Annotated in this window: 10 protein-coding genes; 1 reads left to right on the top strand and 9 read right to left on the bottom strand. The window is 69.1% G+C overall.

Going from position 1 to position 12436, the window contains the following annotated elements; translation table 11 throughout:
- Positions 1-12: 12 nt before the first annotated feature.
- Entirely contained in the window at positions 13-2109 is a 2097-nt protein-coding gene (locus AKJ08_RS04000; protein ID WP_050724877.1) for a copper-transporting P-type ATPase, read from the top strand.
- Positions 2110-2254: 145 nt separating this feature from the next.
- Here the strand turns inward: AKJ08_RS04000 and AKJ08_RS04005 are convergent, their stop codons facing one another.
- The 9 genes from AKJ08_RS04005 to AKJ08_RS04045 all read right to left on the bottom strand — a co-directional run bounded on the left by AKJ08_RS04005 (position 2255) and on the right by AKJ08_RS04045 (position 12380).
- Positions 2255-2749 (bottom strand): hypothetical protein, encoded by a 495-nt coding sequence (locus tag AKJ08_RS04005; RefSeq protein ID WP_050724878.1) that lies wholly within the window; start codon positions 2747-2749, stop codon positions 2255-2257.
- Positions 2750-2795: 46 nt separating this feature from the next.
- Positions 2796-4229: a DEAD/DEAH box helicase gene (locus AKJ08_RS04010; RefSeq protein WP_050724879.1), complete on the bottom strand. Its 1434-nt coding sequence runs from the start codon at positions 4227-4229 to the stop codon at positions 2796-2798.
- Between the two features lie 402 nt (positions 4230-4631).
- Positions 4632-6086 carry a hypothetical protein gene (locus tag AKJ08_RS04015; protein WP_050724880.1) on the bottom strand — a complete coding sequence of 485 codons (1455 nt, stop codon included), beginning with the start codon at positions 6084-6086 and terminating at the stop codon, positions 4632-4634.
- 203 nt (positions 6087-6289) lie between these two features.
- Entirely contained in the window at positions 6290-6739 is a 450-nt protein-coding gene (locus AKJ08_RS04020; RefSeq protein WP_050724881.1) for a hypothetical protein, read from the bottom strand.
- A 127-nt stretch (positions 6740-6866) separates the two neighbouring features.
- Complete coding sequence (locus AKJ08_RS04025) at positions 6867-7877, bottom strand: ABC transporter ATP-binding protein (RefSeq protein ID WP_050724882.1); 1011 nt, start codon at positions 7875-7877, stop codon at positions 6867-6869.
- Positions 7862-8830 carry an ABC transporter ATP-binding protein gene (locus AKJ08_RS04030; protein ID WP_050724883.1) on the bottom strand — a complete coding sequence of 323 codons (969 nt, stop codon included), beginning with the start codon at positions 8828-8830 and terminating at the stop codon, positions 7862-7864. The genes AKJ08_RS04025 and AKJ08_RS04030 overlap by 16 nt, the downstream gene beginning before the upstream one ends.
- Positions 8827-9726: an ABC transporter permease gene (locus AKJ08_RS04035; RefSeq protein WP_050724884.1), complete on the bottom strand. Its 900-nt coding sequence runs from the start codon at positions 9724-9726 to the stop codon at positions 8827-8829. Before AKJ08_RS04035 ends, AKJ08_RS04030 begins: the two co-directional genes overlap by 4 nt.
- Positions 9723-10754: an ABC transporter permease gene (locus tag AKJ08_RS04040; protein ID WP_050724885.1), complete on the bottom strand. Its 1032-nt coding sequence runs from the start codon at positions 10752-10754 to the stop codon at positions 9723-9725. The genes AKJ08_RS04035 and AKJ08_RS04040 overlap by 4 nt, the downstream gene beginning before the upstream one ends.
- Positions 10755-12380 (bottom strand): peptide ABC transporter substrate-binding protein, encoded by a 1626-nt coding sequence (locus AKJ08_RS04045; RefSeq protein WP_050724886.1) that lies wholly within the window; start codon positions 12378-12380, stop codon positions 10755-10757.
- Positions 12381-12436: the final 56 nt, after the last annotated feature.

A 12436-nucleotide genomic window follows, 5' to 3' on the forward strand; every position in this document is an offset into this window, starting at 1 on the left:
TGGACCTGTCCGATGCATCCCGAGGTCGTGAGCGATCGGCCCGGGGCCTGTCCGAAGTGCGGCATGGCCCTGGAGCCCAGGGTCGCAGCGGACAAAGAGAAGGAGAACCCGGAGCTCCGCGCGATGAGCCGGAGGTTCTGGCTCTCGCTGGCGCTGACCGTCCCGGTGCTCGTTGTCGCGATGGGCGACATGCTCCCGGGTGCGCCGATCTCGCGGCTCCTCGGGGGCGGCGCACGGAACTGGGTCGAGCTCGGGCTCGCGATCCCGGTCTGCACCTGGGGTGCATGGCCGTTCTACGTCCGCGCCGTCCAGTCGGTGAAGAGCGGCCACCTCAACATGTTCACCCTGATCGGCCTCGGCGTCTTCGCTGCCTTCGCCTACAGCCTGGTCGCGGCGATCCTCCCCGGGATCTTTCCCGCGGCCTTCCGCGAGCCCTCCGGTGGGGTCGGCGTCTATTTCGAAGCGGCGACGGTGGTCGTCACCCTGGTCCTCCTGGGGCAGGTCCTGGAGCTTCGGGCACGTGGGCGGACCGGCGAGGCGATCCGGTCGCTGCTGGGCCTCGCGCCGAAGACCGCCCGCCGGATCCGGGGCGACGGGACGGACGAGGACGTGCCCCTCGTGGAAGTGAACGTCGGCGACCGCCTGCGCATCCGCCCCGGCGAGAAGGTGCCTGTCGACGGGATCGTCCTCGAGGGGGAGAGCCACGTCGACGAGTCGATGGTCTCGGGAGAGCCCATTCCCGTCACCAAGACGCCCGGCGATCGAGTCGTGGGTGCCACGGTGAACGGCAGCGGCGCCCTGGTGATGCGCGCGGAGAAGATCGGCGCCGACACCCTGCTCGCGCGGATCATGGCGATGGTCGCCGAGGCCCAGCGCAGCCGGGCGCCGATCCAGAAGCTCGCCGACGCGGTCGCCGGCTGGTTCGTCCCCATCGTCGTCGGCGTGGCGGTCGTCACCTTCGTGGTCTGGTCGTGGATCGGCCCGGAGCCGAGGATGGCCCACGGCCTGATCAACGCGGTCGCCGTGCTGATCATCGCGTGCCCATGTGCGTTGGGCCTCGCGACGCCGATGGCGATCAAGGTCGCGACGGGGAAGGCCGCGTCGATGGGCGTCCTCTTCCGGAACGCGGAGTCGATCGAGACCCTGCGGAAGGTCGATACACTCGTTGTAGACAAGACGGGTACGTTGACGGAGGGGAGGCCTCGGCTCCTCTCGGTCGTTCCGGCTGGCGGCTTCGGGGAGGAAGAGCTCGTCGCGCTGGCGGCGAGCGTGGAGCGCGCCAGCGAGCATCCCCTCGCGGAGGCGATCGTCGCCGGCGCCAAGGAGCGCGGACTCGCGCTCGGGAAGGTCGAGGCCTTCGACAGCGTCGCGGGGAAGGGCGTCCGCGCGAAGGTCTCGGGCCGGGACGTCGCGATCGGCAACCGGGCGATGATGGCCGACCTCGACATCGATCTCAGCGCGATCTCCGACGACGCGGAAGAGCTGCGCGGCGAGGGACAGACCGTGATGTTCGCCGCGGTGGATGGCGGGCTCGCCGGTCTCTTCGGCGTCGCCGATCCGATCAAGGCTGGCAGCGCCGAGGCGATCGCTCAGCTCCACGCCGACGGCCTGCGCATCGTCATGGTCACGGGCGACAGCCGGACTACCGGCCTCGCGGTGGCGCGGCGGCTGGGCATCGACGAGGTGATCGCCGAGGTCCTGCCCGAGCGGAAGGTCCGGGAGGTCGAGGAGCTCCAGGCGCAGGGCCGGATCGTGGCCATGGCGGGCGACGGCATCAACGACGCGCCGGCGCTGGCCCGGGCGCAGGTCGGGATCGCCATGGGCACCGGGACCGACGTCGCCATGGAGAGCGCTCCCGTGACGCTGGTCCAGGGCGATCTGCGCGGCATCGTCCGGGCGCTGCGGCTGAGCCGGGCCACGGTGAAGAACGTCCGGCAGAACCTCTTTTTCGCCTTCGTCTACAACGCGATCGGCGTCCCCGTCGCGGCGGGCGTGCTCTTCCCGGTGTTCGGCCTGCTGCTCAGCCCGATGATCGCCGCGGCGGCGATGAGCTTCAGCTCGGTCTCCGTGATCGCGAACTCGCTGCGGCTTCGCCGGGTGCGGGTGTAGCTCGGGGCTGCGCTCAGAGCGTGTGAAGAAATCGGTCCCGCAGAAGCGGGCCCGACTTCTTCAGCCGCGCTCCGCGCGAAAACGCTCTTCTTTTCGTCTGCTCCGCCTTCGGCTTCGCGAGAGCTTGTGAATTCTTCACAAGCTCTCAGGCCTTGGAGCCCTTGGCGGCATACGCGAGCGCGCTCGCCGCCGTGAAGTGCGCGCGCGGCCCGTCGTAGTGCTTGGCGAGCGGCACCTCGGGCGCCTGCATCGCGCGCTCGAGGAGCGAGGCCGCCTCGTCGCCGGCCAGCGTCTCGCACATCGCGTAGAGGCCCTCGGGCCCCTCCTCGCGCGGGTTGTGCTGCTCGAGGATCGAGCGGATCTCCCCCAGGAGCGCGTGGGTCGGCGTGGGCACGAGGAGAAGGGCGATGGCGCTGTGCTCCACGCGGATCGCGTGGAACATCGGCAGAGGCTCGCCGCCGCGCCTTCGCTTCGCATCCGGCATCAGGATCTTCTCCTCGATGCCGATGTGTCGGAGGATCCCTTCGCGGAAGGCCTCGTAGGCCTCGAGGTCGAGGGCCTCGGGATCGCGGACGGCTCGCACCATCAGGGCTTCGAGGCGCTCGTGATCCCGGGTCAGGTAGTCCGTCAGCGCTCCCATGGACGAAGCCTAACGCGCCAGTGAAGGCGCGTCGACGGAGAGTGCGCTACCGCTTCCGCGAGCCGCCGCCGCGGAAGGCGGGCCGCTTGCCGCCGGCGCTCGGAGCCGACGGGCGGCCGGAAGGCGAGCCGGAGGACGCCGAGCGGCCGCCGGATCCGCCGGAGGGATTGCGCCCGGAGGGATTGCCGGGTCGGGACGGGCGGCCACCGCCTCCGCGCCTGGCGGAAGAGGGCGCCTGCGCCTGCCGAGGCCCCTGCGCCTGCCGGGGTGCATGAGCGGGACGCTCGCCGGCGAGCTGGGCGTGGGTGCGGCCGCCGTGGATGCCGGGGTCGCTCTGCCTCTCCTTGCGCTGCGACAGCTCCGCCACGAAGACGGGGTGATCCTTGGGCACTGCCTCGCGCGGGAGCTGGCGGCCGAGGAGCTTCTCGATCGCCATGAGCTCGAGCTTGTCGTCGGGCTCGGCGAAGCTCGTGGCCCTGCCGCTCGCCGTGTTGCGGGCGGTGCGGCCGATGCGGTGGACGTAGTCCTCGGCCACGTTGGGGAGGTCGAAGTTGATGACGTGGCCGATCTCCTCGACGTCGATGCCGCGGGCGGCGACGTCGGTCGCCACGAGCACGCGGTAGCGGCCGTCCTTGAAGCCGGCGAGCGCCATCTTGCGCTGGGACTGGGTGCGATCGCCGTGGAGCCGGGTGACCTTGTGGCCGGCCTTCTCCACCACCCGCGCGATCTTGTCGGCGCGGTGCTTGGTGCGCACGAAGACCAGGGTGGTCTCGTCGTCGTCGGAGAGGAGCGCCAGGAGCAGCGGCGACTTCTCGGTCTTCTCGACGCGAAAGATCCGCTGCTCGGCGCGCTCGGCCGTAGTGCCGGTCCGGTGGATCTCTACCTGCACCGGGTCGTTCACGTACTTGGCGGAGAACTTGCCGACCTCGCCGTCGATGGTGGCGGAGAAGAGGAGGGTCTGCTTCCGCCCCTTCATCTTGCCGAGGATCTTCTCGAGCTGGGGCCGGAAGCCCATGTCGAGCATGCGGTCGGCCTCGTCGAGGACGAGGGCCTCCACGCCCGAGAGGTCGACGTTGCGCTGGTCGAGGTGGTCGATCAGGCGGCCAGGGGTGGCGATGACCAGCTCGGGCTTCTTCCGCAGTGCCGCGGTCTGCGGGCCCATGCCGAGGCCGCCCACGACGAGGGCGGCGCGAACGCCGCCGAACGTGTCGACGTACTCGTGGATCTGCTGGGCGAGCTCGCGAGTGGGGGCGAGCACGAGGGCGCGGATGCCGCCCTGGTGCGTGGCGGCCCGCTCGAGGAGGGGCAGCATGAAGGCGGCGGTCTTGCCGGTGCCGGTCGCGGCGCAGCCGATCACGTTGCGGCCGGCCAGGGCGGGAGGAATCGCCTGGGACTGAATCGGGGTGGGCTTCTCGTAGCCGGCGCGCGCGAGGGCGCGCAGCATGTCGGCCGAGAGGCCAAGGGATGCAAAGGTCGTCATATCGTTGTCTTTTCGGGCAACGGGCGCGGGATCGCGCCCATTCCACCCGACGGTCGAAACGACCGCGCAGGCGGCTGCGCGGGGCACCTACTACACCGGGTGGCGCCCTTCGTCGCCCAAAAAGCGCAGGCCGCCCGCCCGGTTGGGAGGCGGGGCCCTTCCAGCGGGAACGAGCTGGATCGCCGCCTCACCCAGCCCGCAAACGCCGTCGCATGGCCAGGAATCGGGTTCAGCGCAGCGGAACGCGACGCGATTTCCGCGATGCCCCCGGGGTTCGACCACCTCGAGCCCCGAGGGCCATGATCGCGGATCAGTGGGTCCGGCGGCCTCCGATCGGCTCGGCGGTGGCGGGCTTGAGCTTGGAGATGGCCTCGCCCGGGTAGGCGCGGGCGTCATCGAGGCTCAGCCGGGAGTCTTTCGGGCAGATGAGCTGGAGCTCGGGGGCAGCGCGATCGCGTGGGTGGACATTGCGGGCGCTCCCAGGACCAGCGTGCCGGCGAGGAAGTCCTGGAGGACCTTCACGCGGTGCGGGAGGAAGACCTCCTCGAGTGCGTCGGAGAGCGGGAACCTTCCGTTCGTCGGGTTCTCCTCGTCCACGTGGGTGAACTTGGGGAAGGGGATCTCGACCCCGTCGCCGAGATCCGTCGGGGCGAGGCCGTGGCAACCCGCGCAGGAGAGCGAGAGGGCGCGGGCAACGATGTCCTCCGCCGTGAGGGAAGAACGCAGCCGGATCAGCTCGTCGTTGATCGCCCGGCGGAAGGTGTCGTTGGGACCGTTCCTCGAGAACCTCTCGAGGTAGTCGCTGGTACGGAATGGGATGCTCGCGTCGTTGGCCGCGTTCTGGCTCTCGGCGGCGTTCACGCGATTCGGGGGCGTCCAGGCGAAGCGGTTGGCGTCGTTCTTGGCGAGCGACGCGACGCTCGAGATGAACGCGGCCCGGAGGTCCGGCGCCAGAGGCTCGGTGGACGCGGAGCGGAAGAGCTCGCCGTAGGGATTGTCGGCCACCGGCGCCGGGACCATCACGAGCCGGCAGGGGCCGCAGCGGCAGTCCTTGGTGAGCGCGAACTGACGCAGGGTCCACTCGTCCTGCATGAACTGGTTGGAGCGAATCTGCCCGGTGGCTACGCCCTTGCCGTCCGCGCCGAGCTGCATGCCGTAGTGGTCGACGTGGACCACGGGCTCGAAGCCTGGGAGGCCGCTGAAGTAGAAGGAGTCCAGCTTCGCGGAGACCGTCGCGTCGCTCGCGATCGTGGAGAGGTTCGCCCAGAAATCGGCGACGGGGCGGCAGCCCTCCAGACCCAGCCGAGGGTTGGGGTTCGGAAGGACCGCCTCGAAGATCACCAGGTTGCGCCGCGCGCTCGGCGTGCTGTTGTCGCGGGCGAACTCGATGCGATATTCGCCGCAGTTGGAGCCGTCGGCGGGCGCGAGATCGAAGCGATTGAAGAGGCCCACCGGCTTGTACGGCAGCCCTCGGCCGAGGGAGGGACCCAGGTCTGCCTGGCGGCCTTCCTCCCGCGGGCATTCCCACGGAAAGCCGTTGAGCCCCGAGACACCGGACCGTGTGGTCTGATCGTCGCAGTGCACGCCGGTGCCGAAGCCGGGCGCTTCGTTCTCGATGTCCCACCACTGGGCGTAGAGGCCATGTGCGGTGAGACCCAGGACGCCGCTCTGGCTGACGAGCTGGCTGAGCACGCGTTCCAGGGTGAAGGGGGCGAGGATCGACTGGTCGGTCACCGCCAGCGAGCGATGCGGGTCGAGCCGCGGGGGAATGACGACGCCGGACGACGATCCTGGCGCGGCCGAGCTTCCGCTCGCGATGACGAGCAGCGCGCAGACGATTGTGAGACGTGCTTTCACTGGAAACCTCCGGGGTTGGCGGACGGCTCCAGGCTCGACCGCTTCTCAGCCGAGCGTCAAACGAAGTGTTCGAGTAATTTACTTTACGTGTCCGGCGTCGAACATCTGTGTGCTTCGAAGTGTGTCGACTTCCTACACCCTGAAGCAACACGCAGTGTGGCGGCCGTCGCCGAGCGCGGCGTAGCGGCAGCCTCGTCGTCGAGTCATTCGCCCGGGGTCAGCTTGATGGCGGCGTCGCCGGCCATCGCGTGGCCGCAGCCCTTGCCCCACGGCTCGCTGACCTCGTAGGTGGGGCGAGCCGGACCCTCGAACGTGAAGGCGCCGCCGTTGATCGAGAGCGATAGGTCGATGGTGCTCGGCCTCTTCGAAGCGTCGAGGCGGATCGAGACGACCGAATCGTACAGCCCACAAACGCCGTCATAGGCACCTCGATCGGGAGTCTCGCAGTGGAACTCGTAGGTCTTGCCGTCGACGACGGCGTGGCCCTCCGCGGAGGTCAACTCGACGCCTTCCGGGAGATCGAGGTGCGCGGCGAGACCCTCGAAGGGCAAGATGTCATTGCAGGCGAGACCCTCACAGGCCTGGAGGAGGGCGGCGCCGGCCAGACTGGCGAGAGCGGCAAAGAGCAGCGAGAGCAGCTTGTGCAGACGCATCGGGTGAACCTCCTGATAGTGGTCCGCCAGAGAACGCAAGACTCGTGCCGCGCAAAAAAGCTAGGCATTTCGCCGCATCCCATCGCCGCAAGATGCCGCGGCCATGACACGGAAGTCGCGGAGCGTGCTACGCCGCGAAGTGACACGCGGCGTGTCGGCCGTCGCCGAGCACCCTGAGCACGGGCTCCTCGCCTCGGCACCTGGCCTGCTGGGCGGAGTCGAGGCGCTTGAAGGTCGGACACCTCGGGTGAAAACTGCACCCACTCGGTGGGGCGAGCGGGGAGGGCACGTCGCCTTCGAGGACGATCCGCTGGCGCTGGGACTCGGCCGCTGGGTCGGGGATGGGGACCGCGGAGATCAGCGCCTGCGTGTAGGGGTGGGCGGGCCGCCGGTAGATCTCGTCGGCGGGGCTGAGCTCGACGATCCGGCCCAGGTACATCACCGCGATGCGGTCGGAGAGGTGGCGGACGGCGGCGAGGTCGTGGGCGATGAAGAGGTAGGTGAGCGAGAGCTCGCGCTGGAGCTTCACGAGCAGGTTGAGGACCTGGGCGCGGATCGAGACGTCGAGGGCGGAGACGGGCTCGTCGCAGACGACGAAGGAGGGCCGCAGAGCGAGGGCGCGGGCGATGGCGACGCGCTGGCGCTGGCCGCCGGAGAACTCGTGGGGGTAACGCCGGATGAAGCGGGCGTTGAGACCGCAGAGCTCGAGGATCTCCTGAACGCGCGCTGTGAGCTCGCTCCCTCTCCCGCCGAGCCCGTGGGCGCGCAGCGGCTCGGCCACGATGTCGAGGACGGTCATCCGAGGGTTCAGCGAGCCGTACGGATCCTGGAAGATCATCTGGAAGTCGCGGCGCCTGCGGCGGAGCGCCTCGCCCTGCAGTGCGAGGAGGTCCTCGCCGCCGAGCTCGACGCTGCCGGCGGTGGCCTCGACGAGGCGCATCAGGGCGCGGCCGGTGGTGCTCTTGCCGCAGCCGGATTCGCCCACCAGGCCCAGGGTCTCGCCCTTCCGGACCTCGAACGAGACGCCGTCGACGGCGCGGACGGCGCCCGACCGGCGCTTGAAGAAAGAGCCTTTGTAGACGGGGAAGTGGACCTTCAGCCCGTCGACGCGAACGAGTGGCTTCACGCCGCCCAGCATGCGACCTCCCTCCCTTCACCCACGGTGCGCACCTCCGGGTAGGCCTGGGCACAGCGATCGCTGGCCCTGTCGCATCGCGAGCGGAAGGGGCAGCCGGACGGGAGCCGCGTAGGATCGGGCGGCTGACCGGCGATGGGGACGAGGAGCTCCTTCTGCGCGGCGTCGAGGCGAGGCACGCTGGCGAGGAGCCCTTGCGTGTACGGGTGCCGGGGATCCCGGAAGATCTCCTCGGCGGTTCCGCGCTCGACCACGCGGCCGGCGTACATCACGGCGACGTAGTCGGCGTTCCCGGCCACCACGCCGAGGTCGTGGGTGATGAGGATCGTCGAGCTCCCGAGCTCGGCCTGGAGGGTCCGCAGGAGCTCGAGGATCTGCGCCTGGATCGTCACGTCGAGGGCGGTGGTCGGCTCGTCTGCCACGAGGAGCGCCGGGCGGCAGAGCAGGGCCATGGCGATCATCACCCGCTGGCGCATGCCGCCGGAGAACTGGTGCGGATACTGGTCGATCCGCCTCTCGGGATCCGGGATCCCCACCCGACGGAGCATGTCGAGGGCCTCGCCGCGGGCGGCCTTGCGGCTCACGCCCTTGTGGACCTCGAGGACCTCGGTGAGCTGGCGCTCCACGGTGAGGAAGGGGTTCAGCGCGGTCATCGGATCCTGGAAGATCATCGCGATCCGATCGCCGCGGAGCGCGCGGAGCCGCTTCTCGCTGGCCGTCAGGAGGTCCTCTCCCTCGAACCAGGCGCCGTCGCCGAAGACCTTGCCGGGAGGCCGGGGCACGAGGCCCAGGATGCCGTACATCGTCTGGCTCTTTCCCGAGCCGGACTCGCCCACCACGGCCAGCGTCTTGCCGCGGGGCAGCTCGAGGCTGACGCCGTCCACCGCCTTCGCGACGCCGCCGTCCACCGCGTATTGGACGTGTAGATTCTTCACCCGGAGTACGAGGTCGCTCACGTGCGCATCCGGGGATCGAGGGCGTCGCGCAGACCGTCGCCGAGGAAGTTGAGCGCGAAGAGCGTCACCGTGAGGATCGCGCCGGGGAAGAGGAGCATGTGCGGGAAGAAGGTCATGGCGTTGGCGCCGTCGGAGACCAGGAGGCCCCACGAAGCCATGGGCGGCTGCACGCCCAGGCCCAGGTAGGAGAGGAAGGCCTCCTCGAGCATCACGCGGGGGATCGTCAGCGTCGTGTAGATGATGATGGGTCCGAGGGCGTTGGGGACCAGGTGGCGGAAGATGATCCCGCCGTGGCCGACGCCGCTCGCCCGAGCCGCCTCGACGAACTCGCTCTGCTTGAGCGAGAGCACCTGGCCTCGCACGATCCGCGCCATGGTGAGCCAGGAGACGGCGCCGAGGGCGACGAAGAGCATCACCATCGATCGGCCGAAGAGCACCAGGAAGAGGATCACCACGAACATGAAGGGGATGGTGTAGAGCACGTCCACCGCCCGCATCATGGCCGCGTCGAGGCGGCCGCCGAAGTAGCCGCTGACGGCGCCATAGGCGACGCCGATGGTGAGCGAGACGGCCGTGGCGCAGAGGCCCACGAGGAGCGAGATCCGGCCGCCGTACATCGAGCGGACGAGGAGATCCCGCCCGTGGAGGTCGGTGCCGAACCAGTGCCCCCAGCTCGCGCCCTGCGCACCGTAGGCGAGGTCCTGCTCCTCGAAGCCGTAGCCGACGAGCCAGGGGCCCACGACGCAGAAGAGGATCACGACGGCGAGCACGCCGGCGGATGCGACCGCCATGCGATTCTTCTTCAGCCGCTTCCAGGCGTCCTGCCAGAGGGAGGTCCCCTCGACGGTCTCGGCGGCCTCGTCTGAGAACCGGACAGCGTTTGCGGTGGACGTCATTCGTACCTCACCCGGGGATCGAGCAGGCCGAGCACCACGTCCACGACGAGGTTCGCCACCAGCAGGAAGACCGCGTCCACCACGACGACGGCCATCGCCAGCGTGATGTCCCGGTTGAGGGCGGCGTCCACGAAGTAGCGACCCATGCCGGGGATGTTGAAGATCCGCTCGATCACGATCGAGCCCGTGAAGAGGCCGGCCATCGCCGGGCCCAGATAGGAGACCACCGGCAGCAGGCCCCCGCGCACCGCGTGACGGAGGATCACCAGCCGCTCGGAGAGGCCCTTGGCCCGGGCCGTGCGGATGTAGTCCTGGCGCACCACCTCGAGCATTCCACCCCGGGTGAGGCGCGCGATGTACGCCGCGTAGACGCTGCCCAGGGTGAAGCCCGGCAGGATCATGTATTGCCAGCCGTCCCACCGAGCCGGCGGCAGCCAGAAGAGGGTGAGCGAGAAGACGAAGATCAGCACCGGGCCGAGAACGAAGTTCGGGATCGAGATCCCGAGGAGCGCGGCGCCCATGGCGGCGTGGTCCTGCCAGAGGTTCTGCTTCATCGCCGAGATGAGGCCGGCGCCCAGGCCGATGAGGAGCGCGAAGACCACGGCCACCAGGCCGAGGCGGATCGTGATCGGCAGCCCCGACGCGATGAACTCGTTCACGCTCCGGTCCTTGTATTTGTAGGACGGACCGAAGTCGCCGCGGACGTAGTTGGACAGCAGCCAGCCGTATTGGAAGGCGCCGGTGCAGAGCTGCTCGAGCCTCGAGGCGCCGGCGGATTCGGCGCGGATCGCGCGCTCGGCGTCGGCGGAGAGGGCCGGCTGCTGGAGAGCGGGCAGGAAGCGCGCCTCGCACCACGGCTCGCGCAGGTGATACTGGCGCTCGAGGTTGCGCTTCACCTCGGCGGGAACGGGCTTCTCGGCGTCGAACGGCCCGCCGGGCGCGGCGCGCATCAGCACGAAGCTCAAGGTGAAGATCACCAGGAGCACCGGGACGATCCCGAGGATCCGGCGCAGGAGGTAGCGGCCCATCTACTTGGACTCCAGCCAGATGTCGCGCAGCGGGTGGATGTCCTGGGCGTTCGGGTACCACCCCTTCACCCAGGAGCCCTGCAGCGTCTTCTGCGAGTAGAAGTAGACCGGCAGCACCGGCAGCTCGTCGACCAGGATCGCCTCGGCCTTCGCGTAGAGCTCGTAGCGCGACTTCGTGTCCAGGCGGGTGAGGGCCTCGTCGATCAGGCGGTCGTACTCGGCGTTGCTCCACCTCGCCTCGTTCATCTCCGCGCCGGTCACGAACATCGAGAGGAACGAGTAGGGATCCTGGAAGTCGCCTGTCCAGCCGGCCCGGGCGATCTGGAAATAGCCCTCGGTCCGGTTGTTCATGTAGACCTTCCACTCCTGGTTCACGATCTCCACGTCGATCCCGAGCTCCTTCTTCCACATCTGCTGGAGCGCCTCGGCCACCATCCGATGCCCTTCGTGGGTGTTGTAGATGAGCTCGATGGGCGGCATGCGCTTGCCTCCGGGGCCGTAGCCCGCAGCGGCGAGGAGCTTGCGCGCTCCCTCCGGATCGTAGGGGTTCCCGGGAGGCGGCACGTAGCCCTCGTCCACGAAGAGGTCGGGCACCACGGTGCCGGCGGGCCGCTCTCCTCCCCTCATGACGAACTTCACGATCGACTCCTTGTCGATCGACATGTCGAGGGCCTTGCGGACTCTCTTGTCCTTCAGCGCCGAGGCGGGCGAGTCGTCCCGCAGGTTGAACCAATAGAAATACGTCGTGAGATCGCGGCTCGTGCGGTAGTCGCTCCGGGTCGCCAGGTAGTCGAGATACTCCTGGGGCGGCTTGGTGTCGGAGCCGATCCAGTCGAGCTCGCCGGTGCGGTAGAGGCGCATCATCGCGTAGTTGTCGTCGGAGACGACGAACACCGCCTTGTCGAGCCTCACCTCGTCGCGTCCCCAATAGGTGAGGCTCTTGCCAAGCTCGATCTCGTAGTTGATCACCCACTTCGAGAGCACGAACGGACCGTTGGTCACGATGTGCTCGGGGCGCGTCCACTCGATGCCCCACTTCTCGACGATCTCGCGCGGGACCGGCGTGAACGGGCCGAACGAGAGCAGCTCCACGAACCACGGAATCGGCCTCTCGAGCTTCACCTCGAGGGTGCGATCGTCGAGGGCCTTCAGGCCCACCGCGTCCGCCGGCCCGATGCCGTCGGCGAAGGCCTTTCCGCCCTCGAGATCCCAGAGCAGCGCCGCGTACTGGGCGCCGGTCTCCGGGGCGAGCACGCGCTTCCACGACCACTCGAAGTCGGCCGCCGTGACGGGCCTCCCGTTCGACCACTTCGCGTCGGGGCGCAAATGAAACAAGAAGTGCTTTCCGTCTTCACTCTCCTCGTAGCGATCCGCGACGCCGGGCAGCGGCTTCAGCGTGCGCGGGTCGTAGCGCATCAGGCCTTCGAAGAGGTTGCGCGAGACGTTGAAGCCCGGTGAGTCGTACGCTTTTCCGGGATCGATCGACTCCGGCTCGGCGCCGCCCCCCAGGTAGAAGACGTTCTCGTGGCGCGGGCGGCTCGCGGGGCCATAGGTCGCGCCGTCCCGCTTGCACGACGGCAGGAGGAGGGCGATCGACAGACACGACAGCAGGAGGCGCGGAATCAAGGTCGGTGGGTCTCGGTCGAGCGCGGCTGCGCGCATGTGTCAAACGGTCCCGGGGT

This window comes from Vulgatibacter incomptus, assembly GCF_001263175.1.
Lineage (GTDB): Bacteria > Myxococcota > Myxococcia > Myxococcales > Vulgatibacteraceae > Vulgatibacter > Vulgatibacter incomptus.